This is a genomic window from Stenotrophomonas sp. YJH_SMC_19, from assembly GCF_059367915.1.
Genome location: NZ_JCAFRI010000029.1, coordinates 15,985 through 34,476, shown reverse-complemented (window position 1 = coordinate 34,476; position 18,492 = coordinate 15,985). Strand labels below are relative to the sequence as shown.

At 66.8% G+C, this 18,492-nt stretch carries 18 protein-coding genes; 10 read left to right on the top strand and 8 right to left on the bottom strand.

The annotated features are described in order from the left end of the window. Positions 1-128: 128 nt before the first annotated feature. Both AC5P5R_RS20425 and AC5P5R_RS20420 read right to left on the bottom strand, forming a co-directional pair. Positions 129-440, bottom strand: coding sequence for a DUF3817 domain-containing protein (locus AC5P5R_RS20425; RefSeq protein ID WP_005413704.1), 312 nt, complete (start codon positions 438-440; stop codon positions 129-131). A gap of 121 nt (positions 441-561) precedes the next feature. Further along, positions 562-1,497, bottom strand: coding sequence for a TIGR03571 family LLM class oxidoreductase (locus tag AC5P5R_RS20420; RefSeq protein ID WP_100438595.1), 936 nt, complete (start codon positions 1,495-1,497; stop codon positions 562-564). Between the two features lie 66 nt (positions 1,498-1,563). Between AC5P5R_RS20420 and AC5P5R_RS20415 the strand changes: the two genes are divergently transcribed. The 5 genes from AC5P5R_RS20415 (at position 1,564) to AC5P5R_RS20395 (ending at position 5,786) form a co-directional block, all read left to right on the top strand. Then, positions 1,564-2,013, top strand: coding sequence for a GNAT family N-acetyltransferase (locus tag AC5P5R_RS20415; protein WP_012480514.1), 450 nt, complete (start codon positions 1,564-1,566; stop codon positions 2,011-2,013). Positions 2,014-2,142: 129 nt separating this feature from the next. Then, positions 2,143-3,663, top strand: coding sequence for a thioredoxin family protein (locus tag AC5P5R_RS20410; protein WP_100438597.1), 1,521 nt, complete (start codon positions 2,143-2,145; stop codon positions 3,661-3,663). 586 nt (positions 3,664-4,249) lie between these two features. Then, the gene (locus AC5P5R_RS20405) at positions 4,250-4,879 is read left to right on the top strand and encodes a superoxide dismutase (RefSeq protein ID WP_012480516.1); all 630 of its coding nucleotides are present in this window, start codon (positions 4,250-4,252) and stop codon (positions 4,877-4,879) included. Next, entirely contained in the window at positions 4,876-5,451 is a 576-nt protein-coding gene (locus tag AC5P5R_RS20400) for a flavin reductase family protein (protein WP_012480517.1), read from the top strand. The genes AC5P5R_RS20405 and AC5P5R_RS20400 overlap by 4 nt, the downstream gene beginning before the upstream one ends. Next, a complete protein-coding gene (locus tag AC5P5R_RS20395; protein WP_005409958.1) occupies positions 5,451-5,786 on the top strand; it encodes a tetratricopeptide repeat protein in 336 nt (111 codons plus the stop codon). The genes AC5P5R_RS20400 and AC5P5R_RS20395 overlap by 1 nt, the downstream gene beginning before the upstream one ends. Positions 5,787-5,791: 5 nt before the next feature. On the opposite strand, the gene AC5P5R_RS20390 is transcribed toward AC5P5R_RS20395, so the two are convergent. Next, positions 5,792-6,940 carry a fatty acid desaturase family protein gene (locus AC5P5R_RS20390; protein WP_005413710.1) on the bottom strand — a complete coding sequence of 383 codons (1,149 nt, stop codon included), beginning with the start codon at positions 6,938-6,940 and terminating at the stop codon, positions 5,792-5,794. 11 nt (positions 6,941-6,951) lie between these two features. Then, positions 6,952-8,022 (bottom strand): ferredoxin reductase, encoded by a 1,071-nt coding sequence (locus AC5P5R_RS20385; protein ID WP_164281595.1) that lies wholly within the window; start codon positions 8,020-8,022, stop codon positions 6,952-6,954. 92 nt (positions 8,023-8,114) lie between these two features. Here AC5P5R_RS20385 and fabR point away from each other — a divergent pair, with 92 nt between their 5' ends. The 4 genes from fabR (at position 8,115) to AC5P5R_RS20365 (ending at position 14,467) form a co-directional block, all read left to right on the top strand. Then, positions 8,115-8,771 carry an HTH-type transcriptional repressor FabR gene (fabR, locus tag AC5P5R_RS20380; RefSeq protein WP_049396173.1) on the top strand — a complete coding sequence of 219 codons (657 nt, stop codon included), beginning with the start codon at positions 8,115-8,117 and terminating at the stop codon, positions 8,769-8,771. Between the two features lie 368 nt (positions 8,772-9,139). Continuing rightward, entirely contained in the window at positions 9,140-11,509 is a 2,370-nt protein-coding gene (locus AC5P5R_RS20375) for an autotransporter family protein (protein WP_164281596.1), read from the top strand. 260 nt (positions 11,510-11,769) lie between these two features. After that, complete coding sequence (locus AC5P5R_RS20370; RefSeq protein ID WP_044570396.1) at positions 11,770-13,929, top strand: TonB-dependent receptor plug domain-containing protein; 2,160 nt, start codon at positions 11,770-11,772, stop codon at positions 13,927-13,929. Next, positions 13,919-14,467 carry a thioredoxin-like domain-containing protein gene (locus AC5P5R_RS20365; protein WP_049396543.1) on the top strand — a complete coding sequence of 183 codons (549 nt, stop codon included), beginning with the start codon at positions 13,919-13,921 and terminating at the stop codon, positions 14,465-14,467. The genes AC5P5R_RS20370 and AC5P5R_RS20365 overlap by 11 nt, the downstream gene beginning before the upstream one ends. A 40-nt stretch (positions 14,468-14,507) precedes the next feature. Here the strand turns inward: AC5P5R_RS20365 and mntR are convergent, their stop codons facing one another. Then, positions 14,508-14,978 carry a manganese-binding transcriptional regulator MntR gene (gene mntR / locus AC5P5R_RS20360; protein ID WP_005413716.1) on the bottom strand — a complete coding sequence of 157 codons (471 nt, stop codon included), beginning with the start codon at positions 14,976-14,978 and terminating at the stop codon, positions 14,508-14,510. Between the two features lie 117 nt (positions 14,979-15,095). On the opposite strand from mntR, the gene AC5P5R_RS20355 reads away from it, so the two are divergent. Then, positions 15,096-16,427: an Nramp family divalent metal transporter gene (locus AC5P5R_RS20355; RefSeq protein ID WP_043035263.1), complete on the top strand. Its 1,332-nt coding sequence runs from the start codon at positions 15,096-15,098 to the stop codon at positions 16,425-16,427. 113 nt (positions 16,428-16,540) lie between these two features. Here AC5P5R_RS20355 and AC5P5R_RS20350 read toward each other — a convergent pair whose 3' ends face one another. Genes AC5P5R_RS20350 through AC5P5R_RS20340 form a run of 3 tightly spaced genes read right to left on the bottom strand, consistent with a single transcriptional unit; the run spans position 16,541 to position 18,372 of the window. Next, positions 16,541-16,867, bottom strand: a complete 327-nt coding sequence (locus AC5P5R_RS20350; protein WP_043035264.1) for a thioredoxin family protein — start codon at positions 16,865-16,867, stop codon at positions 16,541-16,543. After that, positions 16,839-17,306 carry a flavodoxin gene (locus tag AC5P5R_RS20345; RefSeq protein ID WP_012480523.1) on the bottom strand — a complete coding sequence of 156 codons (468 nt, stop codon included), beginning with the start codon at positions 17,304-17,306 and terminating at the stop codon, positions 16,839-16,841. The genes AC5P5R_RS20350 and AC5P5R_RS20345 overlap by 29 nt, the downstream gene beginning before the upstream one ends. A gap of 25 nt (positions 17,307-17,331) precedes the next feature. Continuing rightward, positions 17,332-18,372, bottom strand: a complete 1,041-nt coding sequence (locus AC5P5R_RS20340; protein WP_024957408.1) for a ribonucleotide-diphosphate reductase subunit beta — start codon at positions 18,370-18,372, stop codon at positions 17,332-17,334. Positions 18,373-18,492: the final 120 nt, after the last annotated feature.

Sequence of the window (18,492 nt, the reverse complement as noted above, 5' to 3'; positions counted from 1 at the left end):
ATGGCCGGGCACGCCTGCGCACCCCGCCCGGCACCGGCCCTGCTCAGGACCGGACGCCACCCTTAAATGATAACGGCTCGTATTTGCATTTGATACCCATTCTCTTGAATGGGCGCGCAACAGTGGGTTCAGCGCATTGCATGCAGGCCGAGCAGGCCACGGCGCTTGAACCACCACTCCAGCGGCAGCGTCACCAGCGGCGGGATGGCTGCCAGCAGCGCCAGCGCACTGGCCCACCACGGCCAGCGCAGGCGCACCGCCGCGAACAGGGTGACTGCCACATAGACCAGGAAGGCCACGCCGTGCAGCGGCCCGAACAGCTTCACCAGCGCCACGTTGGCCATCGGGCCGTACTTCATCCACATGCCGATGAGCAGGCCGGCCCAGGTCACGGCCTCGATGAAAGCGACCGCGGCGAACAGACGTCCGGTCGGGTGCATGGGGGAATGTTGGGTCACGTGGGGCTCCGGCATGGGGGTATCAAATGCGAATGATACGCAGATGCGAACCCCATGTAGAGTCGAGCCGTGCGCGACCGCTGGAGCCCACCGAGGTGGACAGCTACCGGAGCGCGTGTGGCAGAACGTGCTCCCCGATCTCACGCAGCACCGCGTCCATCGGCCGCCCGTTGTCGACCAGGTTGAACATCACGTGCGCCACGCCCTGCGCATGCACGCGCAGCAGGTAGTCACGCAGGCCATCGCGGCCGACCTTCAGGCCCAGCGGCAGCGGCTCGGCTGGCGCCTGCGGATCGGCCTGCAGGTCCAGCAGCATCGACTGCACGAACGGCTTGGCTGGCCCACCACGCTGCACCAGCGCCTGCTGCCACAGGCCGATGCGTCCTTCCTGCGCGGCCTCCTCGCGGTGATAGGTGGCCCAGCCTTCGGCCTCGCGCGCGACCCACTGCAGGCTCTGCCGCGCGGTACCCACCACCAGCATCGGGATGCGGGTTGCCGACGCCGGCAGCACGTCGAAGCCACCCGTCGCCTGCAGTACGGCCGTCCGCTCATCGGCCTCCGGTGACAGCGCCGCCCGCAACAAGGTCCAGCGCTCACGGAACGTCGCCGCCCTGCCCTCCAGATCCTCGCCGAATGCGGCGAACTCTTCCGGTCGGTCACCCGAACCCAGGCCCAGCACGAAGCGCCCGCCGCTGATCCGGTCCAGGCTCAAGGCCGACTTCGCCACCTGCAGCGGCTGCCGCAATGGCAGCACGATGGCCGCGCTGCCGACCACGATGCGTCCGGTCGCGGCAGCCAGCATGCCCAGCCACAGAAACGGGTCATCCAGCGCGCTTGCTGTCGCGTCCGGACCCTGCGGCACCATCAGTGGTACATCACGCGTCCACAATGCGGCAAAGCCCAGATCATCGGCCAGTCGCGCAATGCGCCGCGCCTCATTCGGATCGGCCAGTCCATGCGCGGCGACAGGCGTCATCAAGCCCAGGCTCAGGCCCTGTTGCGGAAACAAGGCAGCGTAAGCAGGATTGAAATCACTCATGCCGCCAGCTTAGCGTGCAGGCCTGCGGCAACGATGACGCGCCGCCCACTACCGGAAGAACACTGCATGCCGACGATCCGCCCTGCCCACGTCGATGACCTGCCTGCGATCAGCGCGGTGTGCCTGGCCGCGTTCACTGCGGCGGTCGCGCCTTCGCTCAGCGCGGCCGGCATCGCCACCTTCGGCAGTGTCGCCGCTGCCGAAGCGTTCGGCGCGCGCCTGCACGGTGACAACCACATCCTGGTGGCCGAGCAGGACGGCCGTGTCATCGGCGTGATCGAACTGAAGGAGGGTCGGCATCTTGCGATGCTGTTCGTCGATCCCGCCTGCCAGGGCCAGGGCATCGGCCATGCTTTGTTCGAGGCGGTGCTTCCACAGGTGCGCGAGCCGGTCCTGACCGTGCGCGCCTCGCTCAATGCAGTACCGACCTACCTGCGCTATGGCTTTGCGCTGGACGGTGACGTCGGCGAGTTCAATGGGTTGGTGTATCAGCAGATGGTGCGGGCAGCGGCCTGAAGGCATCCGCCCGGCGTTGCCCGGCAATGCCCGGTGGGCGTCATGCCCTGCAGCACGCCCGTCATGAGCAAACTGAATCAGCGGGCTCCCCGGCGGTTCCTACAATGGCCTGTCACCCTGCCCTTCGAGATGCTGCCGATGCGCGTCGCGCTTTCCGTGTTGCTGCTGGCTTCGGCGCTGAGCGCCTGCACCCCGGCCCCGGTTTCCACCGCCAACTCCGCTGAGGCACCCGCGCCGGCGTCCGCCATCGCCTGGCGCCAGGGCGATGTGGACGATGCCTTCGCCGAAGCCGCCGACAGCGGCAAGCCGGTGCTGCTGTACTGGGGCGCGGTCTGGTGCCCGCCGTGCAACCAGCTCAAGGCCGGCCTGTTCAAGGACCCGGCCTTCATCGCGCTGACCAGCAAATTCGTGCCCGTCTATCTGGATGGCGACGAGGAAGGTGCGCAGGCCTGGGGCGAGCGCTTCGGCGTACGCGGCTATCCGACCCTGATCGTGCTGGACCCACAGCGCAACGAAATCACCCGCGTGGCCGGCGGCAACGACGCCGCCGAACTGACCCGTGCACTGACCGTTGCCGCAGGCCGCCGCAGTGCCGTCGCCGCCACCTTGGCCACCGCGTTGGCAACGCCGGACCGCCTGGCCGCCGAAGACTGGCAGGTGCTGGGCGACTACGGCTGGGAAGTGGACGCCAACCGCCTCGCCGGCGAGCGCAAGAGCCAGGTCGTACTGCGCCAGTTGTCCAAGGCGGCACCGGATGCCGCCCTGCAGCGCCGCTTCGCTCTGCTTGCCTTGGCAACGGCCGAAAAGCCCGATGCCTCACCCACCGAAGTACGCGAGCTGCTGCAGGCGGTGCTGGCGCAACCGGCGGAAGTGCGCCGCAACCGGGAGCTGCTGGGCTATGCGGGCGTGCAACTGGTCAAGCAGGCCAGTGCCGGGCCGGCCACCAGCAACACGCTGGGACAGCAGCTGCTGGTCGCACTGGAGCGCGCAGATGCCGAGCGCGGTGATCGCGCCGACGACGCGTTGTCGCGTGCGCTGACCGAAGTATCGCTGGCCCGCCAGCAGCAGCCGAAGGGTGCACTGCCCGCGGCCCTGGTTGATCGGGTCAAGCAGCGCGTGGCCTCTGCCGATGCCGCCGCCACCGATGCGCATGCGCGCCAGGCCACGATCAGCAGCGCGGTCCATGCGCTGCGCGAGGTTGGCGACGACGCCGGTGCCGAGGCGCTGTTGCTGGCCGAGCTGAAGCGCAGCGAACAGCCGTATTACTACATGCCCGAGCTGGCCGAACTGGCCGAGCAGCGCGGCGATACCGCCGGTGCACTGGAGTGGTTGAAGCGCGCCTACGACGGTGCACAGGGCCCGGCCACCCGCGTGCAGTGGGGCGTGCTGTACGTGGAAGGGTTGCTGAAGCTGGCACCGGACGACGCACCGCGCATCGAGCAGGCCACCGCCTCACTGATCGCCGAACTGGAAGCGCAGCCGTCGGGCTACCACCAGCGCACCCGCCAGCGCTTCGAGCGCCTGGCCGGGCAGTTGAAGGCGTGGAGCGGCAAGCACCAGGGTGCGGAGACGCTGGCGCGGCTGCAGCAGCGGATGCAGCAGGCGTGCGGCGAACAGGTTGATGGTGCGTGCAAGGACTGGTTGAGTTGAGTTGATGAAAGCGCTGGCGGCTGGTTCGCCTGCCGGCGCTTTTGTTGATATCGGTTATGGCGGGGGAAGGGGCTGGCCGGGACACGCCGTAAACCCATCCATGGGGGCTCGATGGCGCCATCCATGGCGCCAACGGTCCCGGCCAGCCCCTTCCCCCGCCATCGGACGGTTTCCTGCGAGCGCGGGCAACACATCAGCGCGCCGGTGAGGTTCGAAAAGCGGGTTCTGGTAGTGTCGGCCGCTGGCCGGCAACCCGACCTTGCCCGCATGCCGGCCAGCCGCCGGCACTACCATGCCGCTCCTGCTCCTGCCTTTGACTCCGTCTCCGCGCAAGCGCAGGGAGCTGTCCTGCAGGGGCTGATGGGTCAGCGCAGGACCGTTGGCGCCATGGATGGCGCCATCGAGCCCCCATGGATGGGTTCACGGCGTGTCCTGCGCTGACCCATCAGCCCCTGCCTACCAGGAAGAATCAAAGCGATGAACGCGCACGCATTTCAATCCCGCCCCTTGACCTCAACCAATGTTGAGGTGCGATAACGATCTCCCCACGGCCAGCCCTCTGGCCTTCCCCACGGAGATTGCTTCGATGTCGTACTCGCTTCCCCCGCTCCCCTACGCCTACGACGCCCTTGAGCCGCATTTCGATGCGCGCACGATGGAGATCCACCACAGCAAGCACCACCAGACCTACGTCAACAACCTCAACGCCGCCATCGAGCAGGCCGGCATCGCCGAGCAGCCGGTCGAGGCGCTGATCGCCAACCTGGATGCCGTGCCCGAGGCCCAGCGTGGCGCGGTCCGCAACAACGGCGGTGGCCACGCCAACCACAGCCTGTTCTGGACCGTGCTCAGCCCCCACGGTGGTGCACCCGATGGTGAGCTGGCCGCCGCCATCGACCGCGATCTTGGCGGCTTCGATGCCTTCAAGGACGCCTTCACCAAGGCGGCGCAGACCCGCTTCGGCAGCGGCTGGGCCTGGCTGACCAGCGATCGCGATGGCCGCCTGCAGGTGGAAAGCAGCGCCAACCAGGACAGCCCGTTGATGGGTGCAGCCGTGGGCCTGTCGGGCAACACCCCGATCCTCGCACTGGATGTCTGGGAACACGCCTACTACCTGCACTACCAGAACCGTCGCCCGGACTACATCGGTGCGTTCTTCAACATCATCAACTGGGCCGAGGTCGGCCGGCGCTACCGCCAGGCCAGGGCCTCATGAGCGGCGAGACACTGCCGTACGCCGGGCCGTGGGCGGGGGTCTTCCCCGCCCCGGCCCCGGTGCCGTCGGTCGAGATGCCGCCGCGTGCACTGCGGCGGCTGCTCGGCCACTTTCCTACCGGCGTGGCCATCGTCTGCGCGCGCGATGCGCAGGGCAAGCCCATCGGCCTGACCATCAATTCGTTCGTGCCGGTGTCATTGCAGCCGCCGCTGGTGCTGTGGAATCTGGCGTTGCACGCGCAGAGCCTGTCCACCTTCCAGCGCGCCACCCGCTTTGCGATCAGCGTGCTGGCGGCCGACCAGGAAGCGCTGGCCCGGCGCTTTGCCGATCCGCAGGTGCGCAACCGCTTCGATGGCCTGGCATTGCTGGATGACGACGAGGACGCCCCACCGCGCATCGCCGGTGCGGTCGCCCATCTCACCTGTACCCGCCACGCACAGTGGCCGGTGGGCGATCACCTGCTGCTGGCCGGCCGCATCATCGACGTGCACGAGAACGGCGGCGCGCCGCTGCTGTTCCATCGCGGCCGCTTCCAGCCCGGCCCGGCCGAGCTGCTGGTGGAGGTGCGCTGATGAACATCGAGGCTCTGGAATGCATGCTCGCCGCCGGCAAGGACGGCGCGCTGCTGCGCTTCGGCCTGGGCAAGGGCTGGCTGGATGCCGGCAACCCGGTGCGCGCGGCGACCCATCTGGGCCGTTGCGTGGTGCTTGATCCGCAGTACTCGGCGGCCTGGAAGCTCCTGGGCAAAGCCTGGCTGGCCAGTGGCCAGCCGCAGGCGGCGCGCGAAGCATGGCAACGCGGCCTGAGCGTGGCCGGCAGCAAGGGCGACCAGCAGGCGCGCAAGGAAATGCAGGTGTTCCTGCGACGCCTGGACCGCGAGCAGGCGGACCTGGCGAAAGCGGGCTGAGTCGATCAGCCCGCGTTGGCCGATGCCGGTGCGGACATGATGTCCGACATCGGCAGGCGGCGCGGCTTGCTCGGGAACGCGTGACGCAGGATGCGCCAGACCACCTGGCCGAACTGGCGCGGCAACGAGCCGTTGTTGTAGTGCTGGCCGTAACGGCGGCAGATGTCCTTCACTTCCTTGGCGATGGCCGCATAGCGGTTGGCCGGCAGGTCCGGGTAGAAGTGGTGCTCGATCTGGTGGCTGAGGTTGCCCGACAGCACGTTGATCAGGAAGCCGCCACTGATGTTGGACGAGCCGCGCAGCTGGCGCAGGTACCAGTGGCCGCGCGATTCATTGCGCAGGCATTCCTTCGGGAAGGTTTCCGATTCGGCGGTGAAGTGGCCGCAGAAGATGATCACGTAGGTCCAGATGTTGCGCAGGCCGTTGGCCACCATGTTGCCCAGCATCACGGTGAGGAAGAACGGGCCGGCCAGCAGCGGGAAGAACACGTAGTCCTTCAGCACCTGGCGGGCCATTTTCCGCGCCACCGGGCGGGTCTGCATCCACATCGCACGGCCGCTGATGCGGCCCTTCAGCCAACGGCCCAGGCGCAGGTCCTGCGCGGCCACGCCCCACTGGAACAGCAGCGCGAAGATCGGTGCGATGATCGGCTGCAGCAGGTAGAACGGCTTCCAGCGCTGTTCCGGGAAGATGCGCAGCAGGCCGTAGCCGATGTCATCGTCCATGCCACGCACGTTGGTGTAGGTGTGGTGGCGGAAATTGTGGGTCTTGCGCCAGTTGTCGGCGGTGGCAACGATGTCCCACTCGTAGGTGTTGCCGTTGAGCTTGGGGTCGCCGGTCCAGTCGAACTGGCCATGCATGACGTTGTGGCCCAGCTCCATGTTCTCCAGGATCTTCGACAGCGCCAGCAGCAGCGTGCCGGTGATCGCGGCCGGCCACAGCAGCGGCATCCAGAACAGTGGCGAGAACGCCGCCAGGAACAGCAGGCCACGGCCGCCCACGCCGAACCAACGCACGGCGGCGGCAACGCGGCGGATGTAGCGGGTATCGGAGGCGCCGAGGCTGCCGATCACACGGTCGCGGATCGCGTCCAGTTCCTCACCGAAGGCATGCATCTCGGCAGTACTCAGGGCACGGTCGGTAGCGCGGGTCATGGCAGGCGTCCTCAGAGATCCAAAGTCAGGTCGGTGGTCGGTGCGCTCACGCAGATCCGCACCGGCTGTGCCGATTCGGACTGCAGGTCGCCGGTGCGCAGATGGCGGGTGGCGCCACTGACGCGATCACAGGTGCAGGTATTGCAGATGCCCATGCGGCAACCATGCTTGGGCTTGATGCCATGGGCTTCCAGGCTTTCCAGCAGCGAGCGGCCGCGCGGCACGCTCAGCTGGCGACCACTGCGCGCAAGCGTCAGCGACACCTCGCCTTCGCTGATGGCATCGCGCAGCGGCGCCGGCGGGGTGAAGGCTTCGGCCTGGAAGCCAGCCACCTGGTGCGCCAGGCGCTCACGCGCGGCAGCAACGAAGCCGTCCGGGCCGCAGGCCAGCACATGGCGCTGCGCCAGCGGCGTGTCATCGCCGGCCACCTGCAGATCATGGGTATCGATTCGCGCCGCCGGCGCCTCACCCTCGCGGGTGGTCAGCAGGTGCACGCGCAGGTTCGGATGGGCCGCGGCCAGCGCCTGCAGTTCATCACGGAACTGCAGATGGGCGGCGGTGCGCTCCCAGTAGAACAGGTCCACCGGCGCTTCCAGCGGGCGCTGGCAGGACTCGCGTAGCAGGCTGCGCATCGGCGTGATGCCACTGCCAGCCGCCAGCAGCAGCACCGGCGCCGCGGCCGGCATATGGAACTCGCCGAAGGCGGCATCGAGGCGGAACAGTTCGCCCGGCTGCGCGTGGTTGACCAGATGCTGGCTCACCCGGCCGCCGTCGATCGCCTTGACGGTGATCGCCAGCTCGCGCCGACCCAGTGCGGTGGGGCTGTAGCTGCGCTGCCACAGGCGTCCTTCAATCTCGACGCCGAGGGTGACGTGCTGGCCAGCGCGCATGCCGGCCCAGTGACGGTTGGTGCGCAGGACCAGCGTCGCCGCGCCCTCGCCGGCCGGCTCACGCCGGACCAGGCGGGCCACCGGCTCGCGCAGGGTCCACAGGGGATTGAGCTGGCCCGCCCAGAAATCGAACAGCGACGGCGAGACCCAGCGGTACGGAGAGAACAGGGACGGACGGACGACAGCGCTCATGAGCGAACTATACGGGCGCACATACACCTGTGTATACATGTGTATATTGAACCGGATTGGGTATGATTCAGCCTCGCCCCACCGGAACCCCCATGGCCGCCGCCACCGCCTTGTCGACGCCCGAAGATGCCAACAGCCCGGCCCGCCGTACGGTGAGCCGCGAGGATCTGCTGGCCGCCGCCCTGAAACTGATCGGGCCGCACCGCAGCCTGTCGACGCTCAGCCTGCGCGAAGTGGCACGTGAGGCCGGCATCTCGCCGAACAGCTTCTACCGTCAGTTCCGCGACATGGATGAACTGGCCGTGGCGCTGATCGACGCCGCCGGCCGCTCGCTGCGCACCATCATCGGCGAGGCCCGCCAGCGCGCCACCTCCACCGCCACCAGCGTGGTGCGCGTTTCCGTGGAGACCTTCATGGAGCAGCTGCGCGCCGACGACAAGCTGCTGCACGTGCTGCTGCGCGAAGGCGCGGTCGGCTCGGACGACTTCAAGCACGCGGTCGAACGCGAGCTGCACTACTTCGAAGAAGAGCTGCAGCACGACCTGGTGCGCCTGGCCGCACTGGATGGCGCCGTACTGCATGCCCCGGAACTGGTGGCCAAGGCCATCACCCGGCTGGTGTTCGCGATGGGCGCCACCGCCATGGACCTGCCGCCGGAGAAGGATCCGGAACTGGTCGAGCAGATCTCTACGATGATCCGCATGATCATCGTCGGCGCCCGCACCCCCGCCGCTTTCCGCCGCGGCTGATCAAGCTCCCCCTGGCCGGATCCCTTTCCGCAGGAATGGGCCCTGCCCCCGCACACCCCGACTCCAGCCCCCCCCCACACGGCACCGCCGTGCCGGTGAACCGTGGACGCCATCACAGAACTGTGTCGCGAGTGCGCAGGTTGGACATCCTGCACGCGCCATTCACTGAGATCTCACGCACGCTGAATTATTCAGACCGCGCACTCCATTCAGTTTGGTGAGTTATTGAACAGGGTTTGAACCCGGCACGTGCCGCTGCAGTCGTTTCAGATTAATTGCATGGCCCAGGCAAGACCCGATCCGCACAGTGCCGCCTCCGGCCCTGCGGATGCAGGTCCCACCCCGATGAGCTTCAAGGAGAAACACTCATGCGCATGATGCAGTTCACGCCGATGCTTGCTTCCACTCCCCCGGTGCGCTCACGACTTGGCCTGGCCGTAGTCGCCTCATTGCTCTTCAGTGCCGCAGGCGCAACCGGCGCAGCAACCGTCAACCCGGGGCAGACAGTAACTGTCACGCCTGGCAGCACGCTGGAAGGTGAGGCCTTCTCCGCCAATGGTGGAACGCTGATCGTCCAGAACGCCAGAACTTCCACGATCACCGGTCGCTACGCGGGCAGCGCCCCTGCTTCCATCGCGCTGCAGAACGCCACGGTCACCGGCGGAGGCATAAACAGCCTGGTCAACAGCAACGCCGTCATCCAGGACTCGAATATTGACGGCCGTATCACGCTGTCCACGACTGTGGGTGCTTCTGCGCTTCCACGCTCTCATGTGTCATTGATTCGAAGCACCGTCGCCGGAACAGGGGGCATCTCTTTCGCCGCATCGGCGGGTGGTCGCCTCGATAGCGAAGCCACCCTGTTCAACAGCCGAATTCTCGTCACCGGCGCCACGGTCAATCTCAACGCAGGGACGTCCGTCAAAGGGGATACCAACGGCATCTCCGTCAGCTACAACGGCGATACAAGATTTGCGGAGAACTTCAGCGAATGGGGACTGACAATCGATGGTTCCTCGGTCGCCGGAGCTGCGGGGAGCGCGATCCTCGTCACCCGCGGTAGCAGTGACGAGACCGTCCGCATCATCGCTCAGAACGGCGCCACGCTTACCGGCGGCAACGGCGTAATGATCGAAGCGCGTGACAACGCCCTGCTCGACTTCACCGCGCGCACCTCCATACTCAAGGGCGACATCACCATTGCCGATACCGCCACCGCAAAGATCAGCCTGCTCGACGGCCTCGACCTCACCGGCCGCATCCTCGGCCCGGCCGACGTCATCGTCGACCAGGGCGGTCGCTGGACGCTGTCCGGCGACAGCAACACCGGCAACCTCACCCTGGGTGCAGGCAGCAACATCTTCCTCGGTGCAGCGGGTACCGCGGCCTATCCGCAGCTGACCGTCAACGGCAACTACACCGGCAATGGCGGCACCCTGCACTTCAACACCGTGCTGGCCGGCGACGACGCAGCAAGCTCCCGCATGCACGTGACCGGCGACACCAGTGGCACCACCCAGGTCACCGTCAACAACATTGCCGGTGCTGGCGCACAGACCGTCAACGGTATTCCGCTGGTGCAGGTGGACGGTGCCAGCAATGGCAAGTTCACTCTGCAGGGCCGTGCCATCGGCGGCATGCACGAGTACTTCCTGCACAAAGGCTCGCCGGGCGCCGCCAACGGCAACTGGTACCTGACCTCGGTCTACACCGGCAATCCGTGCGATATCAATCCGTCGCTGCCGGAGTGCACGCCGGTGGATCCGGTCGACCCCGTGGACCCGGTTGATCCCACCGATCCGGTCGATCCGGTCCCCGTGCTGCGTCCGGAGCCGGGCGCGTACCTGGCCAACCAGGCCGCGGCCGTGCAGATGTTCCAGCTGCGCCGCCATGACCGCGGCGAGCCCGGTTTCGACCGCGCCCGCACCGGCACCTGGGTGCGCGCCGGGCGTGACCAGCTGCAAGCCAACGTGGCCGGCCAGGTCGATGCCCGTACCCACATCAACACCCTGCAGCTGGGCAGCGATGTCTGGCGCTGGGGCGATGGCCGTGGCCAGGTCGGCGTCATGCTCGGCACCGGCGAGGCGACCACACAGGCGGTGTCGACGCTGAGCGGTTATGGCACCCGCGGCAAGGTCAAGGGCAAGTCGGCCGGTGTCTACCTGGGCTGGGTTCAGGATGCACAGAGCAGTGCCGGCCTGTATGTGGACGGCTGGCTGCAGGCGGCGCGCTTCGACAACGAGGTGCAGGGCGAAGGCATCGCCCGTGAGACCTACGACTCCAGGACCCGCAGTGCATCGTTGGAAGCCGGTTATGCCTGGGCCATCCGCAGCACTGAGGCCAGCACGCTGTACCTTCAGCCGCAGGCGCAGCTGACCTGGACCGACTACGACGGCGACAGTCTGGTTGAAAACAATGGCACCACGGTCGAAGACGGTCGCGGCGGCGGCCTCAACAGCCGCCTCGGCCTGCGCCTGTTTGGCCAGAGCACGCTGCAGGGCAACCGCGTGCAGCCGTTCCTGGCAGCGAACTGGCTGCGTGGCCAGCGCGATGAGGCCATGCGCTTCAACAGCGAGTCGTTGAGCGCGAAGACGCCGGAGAACCGCTACGAAGTGCAGGCCGGTGCCCAGCTGCAGCTGGGCCAGCGTTGGAGCGCATGGGGTGACCTGCGTGTGCAGCGCGGCGACAGCGGCTACCGCAACCATGGAGCCCAGGTGGGTCTGCGCGCCGCCTGGTAAGGCCAACGCCGCCCCGGGCCCAGGCCCGGGGCGGCGTTCCTCAACTCCCCTCGCACCCTGCCGGGAATGACATCCGGCAGGGTTCTGGCGCTTATTTGTAATGTTCTAACATCGTCGTCCGCGATGTTCTGATCCCGCTTTCGGCTTCGTGATTGCACGGACTTATTTATATAGCCGTTGCTATATTTATAACCCTCTGCTTTCATATGCGTCAGCCAGGTCGCCCTCGCCGCCTTTCCTCTCCCAAGGACGACGCCTTCATGCCCGTTGCCACACCCCTCTTCCATCGGCTGCCCCTGGCCGCCGCCATCGCCCTGACCCTGCCGCTGCCCGCACTGGCCGCCACACCGAAGCCGACCGAGCTGGACCGCGTGCAGGTGAAAGTCAGCACCGCCACCCGCAGCGAACGCCTGCTGTCCGATGTCCCGATCCGCACCGAAGTGCTGCGCAAGGAAGACATCGCGTTGCGCGCGGCCACCGACTTCTCCCGTGCCGCCGAGCTGATCAACGGCCTGCGCGTGGAAAGCAACTGCCAGAACTGCAACACCAGCGAAGTACAGCTGCTGGGCCTGCCCGGTGCCTACAACCAGCTGCTGTTCGATGGCATCCCGCTGCTGTCCACGCTGGGCAGCGTGTACGGCCTGGAACAGATCCCGGCCGGGTTCGTCGACCGCATCGAAGTGGTCAAGGGCGGTGGCTCGGCGCTGTACGGCCCGGGTGCGGTTGCCGGTGTGATCAACCTGATTCCGCCGCTGCCGGCGCGCAGCGGTGGCCATGTGCAGGCCGGCGTGGATGTCCTGAAAGGCACGCCGCAGAAGAACGCCGACGTGCGGCTGGACCTGGTGGCCAAGGAAGCAGACGCCGGCCTGTCGGTGATTGCCCAGCGCAACTGGAACAGCGGCATCGACTACAACGGTGACGGCTACACCGAAATCACCCGCAAGAACCTCAAGGTCGGCGGGCTGCAGGCCTGGTACGCACCGACGCCGGGAACGCGGCTGCGCCTGGACCTGCAGGTGACCGATGAAACCCGGCGTGGCGGCAACCGCCTGGACCAGCCGGAATACCTGGCCAACATCGCCGAATCGCTGGATACGAAATACCGCCGCGGCAGCGTGTCGTGGGACCAGGAAATCAATGCCGACGTCGATTTCCGCCTGGCCTACGCCTTCGCCGACATTGACCGCGACAGCTTCTATGGCGGTCTGGGCGACGTAGTCACCGATCCGTCCGCGCCGGGCTATGACCCGTCGCAGCTGGACCCGAACGTGGCCGGCAGCGCGGCCTCGCGTTCGTGGCGCCAGTACGGCCGCACCCACAACCCGCTGCACTACATCGACAGCCAGTTGAACTGGCGGTTGGGTGCGCACGCGCTGGCCTTCGGCGTGCAGTACAAGCACGAGGCGCTGCGCGACGACAACCGCACCGGTGACGGCCAGCGTCTTGCGGTACTGGAGGATGCGACCTTCCACAACCTGGGCGCCTTCATCCAGGACGAGTGGAGCCTGCGCGACAACGTCGACCTGGTGTTGGGTGCACGCGTGGACAAGAGCTCGGAACTGGACAGCGCGGTGTTCTCGCCGCGCATCGCGCTGGCCTGGCAGGCCACGCCCAACCTGAAGTGGCGTGCCGGCATCGCCACCGGCTTCCGTGCTCCCGAGATCTTCGTCGAGGACGTGCATGTCGACACGCTGGGTGGCGAACAGGTGCGCGTGCGCAACACCGATGGCCTGAAGGAAGAGCGCGCGTTGACCACCCTGTTCGGCTTCGACTGGCGCTCGGACCCGGCCAATCCGGTGTGGAGCTGGGATGCCACTGCCTCCTATGCACGCATCCGCGACACCTTCGCGCTGGGCGAGATCCAGCGTGGCGATGACGGACAGCTGAGCCAGCTGCGCTACAACGCCTCCGGCTCCAACGTGCTGGGCGCGGAAACCAACCTCGGCTGGCAGCCGTCGCCGCAGTGGCGCCTGACCGCCGGTGCCTCGTGGTACCGCTCACGCTTCCGCGAACCGCAGCGCATCTTCGACGACACCGGCGATGGCGGCGACACCGTGATCGAAAGCCGCGACTACCTGAAGACCCCGCGCTGGACCGGCCTGGCCCAGCTCAGCTGGATGCCCGCCGAGCCGTGGGAAACCTTCGTCGCGCTGCGCCACACCGGCCCGATGGCGGTGCTGAACAACCGGCTGGGCGAGCTGCACCGTACGCGCTCGTTCCTGGTCACCGATCTTGGTGCGCGCTGGCACCGGCATCTGGGCGCGCAGGCGCAGCAGGAAGTGTCGGTAGCCGCAGGCGTCAAGAACGTGTTCGATCAGCGCCAGAAGGATCTGGAGATGGGCGCGCTGCGTGACAGCGACTATGTCTACGGGCCGCGTTTCGCGCGCTCGTGGTACGTCAACCTGCGCTATGCGTTCTGAAGCACTGCGAGCGCTGTTGCTGGCCTGTGCCGCGCTGCTGGCCGCACCGGCGGTGGCTGCGGACCTGCACGCACAGGTTTCGGCCTCGCTGATGCGGCCGGAACAGCGCTCGCTGCGACCGATGCAGTGGACGCCGCCGCCGAAACTGGTGGCGCTGTACTTCGGCGCCGACTGGTGTGCACCGTGCCATGCCTTCGTACCCACGCTGCGCAGCGTGCGCGACGCGTTGCGCGAGGCCGGCGCCGATACCGAAGTGGTGTACGTCAGCCTGGATGAGAGCGAGAGCGCACTGCGCCGCTACATGCATGCACAGGACATGCCGTGGCCGGTATTGGACCCGCGCCGCGCCGCGCGCATGCCGGCACTGCAGGCGTTGGCTGGGCTGGCACCGCCGAATCTGGTGCTGATCGATGCCGACGGCGCGGTGTTGGCCAATGGCTGGCAAGGCCGGCGCTATGAAGGCCTGCAGCCGGTGTTGAAGGAATGGACGAAACGGGCGTGCGCGCAGGAACAGGCACGCTGCCCGCCTGGATTGTAGGGTCGCGCGAAATGCCGCCGGGCATGGCCCGGCGCCACCGCTACGGCGCCCCGCCCTCGGCCTTGCGCACGAACGCTTCGAACAAGGCCAGCGTCTGCTCGCTCACATGGTGCTCGATGCCCTCGGCATCGCGCCGCGCGGTATCCGCGTCCACGCCCAGCGCCAGCAGGAATCGCTCCACGGTCTGGTGGCGCTGGCGGCTGGCATGTGCCAGCGCCTCGCCTTCCGGGGTCAGGAACACACCGCGGTACGGCCGCTGCACCACCCAGCCATCACGGGCCAGGCGCCGCAGCATCTTCGCCACGGTGGGCTGGGCCACGCCCAGGCGGGTGGCGATGTCGACCTGGCGGGCCTCGCCGCCGTCGGCCAGCAGGTCCGAGATCAGCTCGACATAGTCCTCCACCAGCTCCATCCGGTGCGCCTCGCGCACTTGCCGGAAGCTCTCGACCTGGCGCTCGGCCTCGATCAAGGGGGTGCTTTTCAGCGATGTCGAATCGTCGGTCTTGCCCACGCCTGCGCCTGTCCTTCCGGGGTGATCCGGTGTTGAACCTGAATTCTGGACCAGTAACGCGATAAAGACGATTGTTTCACATTGCTAATGACTATAGCAGGAGCTATATTCGGACCCATGAACACCCTGGCGCCCCGCGACCCTTCGGCCTCCACTGCGGCCAGCCTGGGTGCGCTCAACGCCTCGGTGGCGGTGCCCGACAAGGGTCACTGGTGGTTCCGCCTGCTGGCCTTCCTCGGCCCGGGCTACATGATCTCGGTCGGCTACATGGACCCGGGCAACTGGGCCACCGACCTCGCCGGCGGTTCGCGCTTCGGCTACCTGTTGTTGTCGGTCATCCTCATTTCCAACCTGATGGCGGTGATCCTGCAGGCGCTGTCTGCGCGGCTCGGTATCGCCACCGGCATGGACCTGGCCCAGGCCTGCCGCGCGCGTTACCCGAAGCCGGTGAACCTGGCGCTGTGGGCGCTGTGCGAGGCGGCGATCATCGCCTGCGACCTGGCCGAAGTGATCGGCACCGCGATCGCATTGAAGCTGCTGTTCGACCTGCCGCTGCTGTGGGGCGCGGTGATCACCGCCCTGGACACGCTGCTGGTGCTGCTGCTGATGAACCGCGGCTTCCGGGCGCTGGAAGCCTTCGTGATCGCGCTGCTGATGGTGATCTTCGGCTGCTTCATGGTGCAGATCGCGCTGGCCGCACCGCCGGTGATGGACGTGCTGGGCGGCTTCATTCCGCGCGCGCAGGTAGTGACCGATCCGCACGCGCTGTACATCGCGATCGGCATCATTGGTGCCACGGTGATGCCGCACAACCTGTACCTGCATTCGTCGATCGTGCAGACCCGTGCCTACCCGCGCACCGATGAGGGCCGTCGCAGCGCGCTGCGCTGGGCGGTGACCGACAGCACCCTTGCGCTGACCCTGGCACTGTTCATCAACGCCAGCATCCTGATCCTGGCGGCGGCGGTGTTCCATGCCAATGGCCGATTTGATGTGGAAGACATCGAACAAGCCCACCAGCTGCTGGCGCCGATGCTGGGGGTGGGCGCGGCGGCGACGTTGTTCGCAGTGGCCCTGCTGGCGTCGGGCCTGAATTCGACAGTAACCGCCACGCTGGCCGGCCAGATCGTGATGGAAGGTTTCCTGCACCTGCGCCTGCCGCCGTGGCTGCGGCGGCTGATCACGCGCGCACTGGCAATCATTCCGGTGGTGGTGGTGATCATGCTGTTCGGCGACCAGGGCGCGGTAAAGCTGCTGGTGCTGAGCCAGGTGGTGCTGTCGATGCAGCTGCCGTTCGCGATCATCCCACTGGTGCGGATCGTAACCGACAAGATGACGATGGGCGCGTTGGTCGCACCGCGCTTGCTGGGTGCGATTGCCTGGGTGATCGCGCTGGTGATCGTGGTATTGAACGTGAAGCTGCTGGTGGATACCTTCAGCGGCGGGTGATGCCAGATCCAGGGGTTGGACCCAGTAGATCCACGCCATGCGTGGATGCCTTTACACGATGCGGGGTCAGAGCCCTTGCCTCTGGCAAGGGATCCGACCCCACCATCTCCACGCTACAGATGCAACGCGATCGCGGCCTCGATCTGTTGCGGCGACTGGAATCCGGCCAGGCGCGTACGTTCGTCACCGTCACGGAACAGCGACAGCGTCGGCGTCTGCCGCAGCCCCAGCTCCCTGAAGAACGCCTCACCCAGCACTTCCAGCTGCACGCGCAGCAGGGTCGTTCCCTGCCCCGCCGCGCTGTTGGCCACCCGGTGCAACGACATCTCCAGCATCCGGCACCCCGGGCACTGGTCCTTGTGGAAATCCACCAGCACCCGCGGGTGCTCGGCCAGCAGCTGCTGGAACTGCTCAGGCGTGGTGGCGTCGATGATCTGCATCGGTGTTGCTCCAATAGTGGGCCAGGACCGCGTCGGTCCAGGCCTCGATGGCCCCCGCATGGCGTTGCCCATGCGGCATCTGTTCGATTTCCAGCGGCGGATAGTCGCTGCGGAAGTAGCGGATCAGGCGGTGCACGGCGCCGCAGTAGTACTCCTGCCCCCACTGCGTTTCGCCGGTGCCGAACACCGCCAGCTGCCGCGGCCGCTCGCCGCGTTCGGCGATGCCGGCCACCCATGCCTTCATCTCCGACGGCGTGCGGCCGGCGTTGTCGGTCCAGCAGCCCAGCAGCACCAGGTCGGCCTCGTCGGCCGCCAGCGGCGGCGCCTGGCGCAGGTCGTCGGCCTCCTGCCAGTGAACCGCATGACCGGCAGCGCGGCAGCGCTCGGCAATCTGCCGGCCAAGTTCGCGGGTATTGCCGCTCAACGAGGCGACCACCACCAGGATGCTCAGCGCGGCGCCGGACTCACAGGTCGTCGAAGCCGTTGTCGACGTTGGTCTTCTTGTAACTTGCATTGCGCATCTCGAAGAAGTCGGTCTTGGTTTCGGTGAAGTTGTCGGCGTAGGCCTTGATCCACGGCATCACGTTGTCGGTGGTATCGCTGTACAGGCGTTCGATGCCGAGCATGCCGGCCATCTTGTTGGCGCGGTACTTCACGTAGCGCACCATCTCGTCCACGTCGATGCCGTCGATGCCATCCAGCACCTCCGACGACCACTGCGTCTCCAGCTCGATGGCATGCTCGAACGATTGGTGTACGTAGGCGGTCAGCTCATTGGTCTGCAGCTCCGGGTTCTCGCCGATGATGGCGCGGATCAGCTCGCTGATGAATTTGGTATGCGCCAGCTCGTCGCGGTTGATGAAGCTGATGATCTTGCCGGTGCCATTCATGCGGTTCTGCCGCACCATGTTGTAGAAGTACGCGAACCCGGAATAGAAATTGATGCCCTCCAGGATCGAGGACTGGATCAACGACTTGAGCAGAGTCTCGGCGGTCTTCTCGCGCATGAAATCGTCATACGCCCCCATGATCGGCGCATTGCGCTTGATGATGGTCGGGTGGGTACGGGCGATCTCGAAGATGCGGTTCTGGTTCGGCAGGTCGGTGATCGAGGCCAGCACGTAGCTGTAGCTCTCGTTGTGGATCACTTCCTGCTGCCCGATGATCGCCGCGTTGGCGTGCGCGGCCGGGTCGGTGATGTACTCGGCCACGTTGTAGATGAAGCGCGTCTGCGGGGAATCGAGCGTGGCGAGCAGGCCGATGATGGAGTCGTAGGCGTTCTTTTCGCGCGCGTTCAGCTCGCCGTACTGGCGGGCGTCCAGCTTCATGTCGACCTCGTCGGGAATCCAGAAATTGGTCGACAGCTCCTTGTAGGCCCGATAGAACGACGGGTACGGGATGTCGTTCCAGTTGAGGATGCCGCTGGTGCGGCCGTTGATGATGCCGGTGCTGCGGTTGGGATGGCGAGGTTCGAGGATCTTGATGCGGTCGAGGGGAGTTGCCATGGTTTTCTGCCTTCGTTCTCTTTCTATCGTGTTGCCGGCCAGCGGCCGGCACTACCGAAGATCGCGGGATTGCCGGCCAGCGGCCGGCACTACCGAAGATCACGGGGTTGCCGGCCAGCG

Bases quoted from the DNA above. Each gene is read 5' to 3' on its own strand.
- AC5P5R_RS20410 (WP_100438597.1), top strand. From the start codon at position 2,143: ATGCTGCCGATGCGCGTCGCGCTTTCCGTGTTGCTGCTGGCTTCGGCG.
- AC5P5R_RS20340 (WP_024957408.1), bottom strand. From the start codon at position 18,372: ATGGCAACTCCCCTCGACCGCATCAAGATCCTCGAACCTCGCCATCCC.
- AC5P5R_RS20390 (WP_005413710.1), bottom strand. From the start codon at position 6,940: ATGACCCGCGCTACCGACCGTGCCCTGAGTACTGCCGAGATGCATGCC.
- AC5P5R_RS20395 (WP_005409958.1), top strand. From the start codon at position 5,451: ATGAACATCGAGGCTCTGGAATGCATGCTCGCCGCCGGCAAGGACGGC.
- AC5P5R_RS20405 (WP_012480516.1), top strand. From the start codon at position 4,250: ATGTCGTACTCGCTTCCCCCGCTCCCCTACGCCTACGACGCCCTTGAG.
- AC5P5R_RS20425 (WP_005413704.1), bottom strand. From the start codon at position 440: ATGCACCCGACCGGACGTCTGTTCGCCGCGGTCGCTTTCATCGAGGCC.
- AC5P5R_RS20370 (WP_044570396.1), top strand. From the start codon at position 11,770: ATGCCCGTTGCCACACCCCTCTTCCATCGGCTGCCCCTGGCCGCCGCC.
- AC5P5R_RS20355 (WP_043035263.1), top strand. From the start codon at position 15,096: ATGAACACCCTGGCGCCCCGCGACCCTTCGGCCTCCACTGCGGCCAGC.
- AC5P5R_RS20385 (WP_164281595.1), bottom strand. From the start codon at position 8,022: ATGAGCGCTGTCGTCCGTCCGTCCCTGTTCTCTCCGTACCGCTGGGTC.
- AC5P5R_RS20350 (WP_043035264.1), bottom strand. From the start codon at position 16,867: ATGCAGATCATCGACGCCACCACGCCTGAGCAGTTCCAGCAGCTGCTG.
- AC5P5R_RS20400 (WP_012480517.1), top strand. From the start codon at position 4,876: ATGAGCGGCGAGACACTGCCGTACGCCGGGCCGTGGGCGGGGGTCTTC.
- AC5P5R_RS20420 (WP_100438595.1), bottom strand. From the start codon at position 1,497: ATGAGTGATTTCAATCCTGCTTACGCTGCCTTGTTTCCGCAACAGGGC.
- AC5P5R_RS20415 (WP_012480514.1), top strand. From the start codon at position 1,564: ATGCCGACGATCCGCCCTGCCCACGTCGATGACCTGCCTGCGATCAGC.
- AC5P5R_RS20365 (WP_049396543.1), top strand. From the start codon at position 13,919: ATGCGTTCTGAAGCACTGCGAGCGCTGTTGCTGGCCTGTGCCGCGCTG.
- AC5P5R_RS20375 (WP_164281596.1), top strand. From the start codon at position 9,140: ATGCGCATGATGCAGTTCACGCCGATGCTTGCTTCCACTCCCCCGGTG.
- fabR (WP_049396173.1), top strand. From the start codon at position 8,115: ATGGCCGCCGCCACCGCCTTGTCGACGCCCGAAGATGCCAACAGCCCG.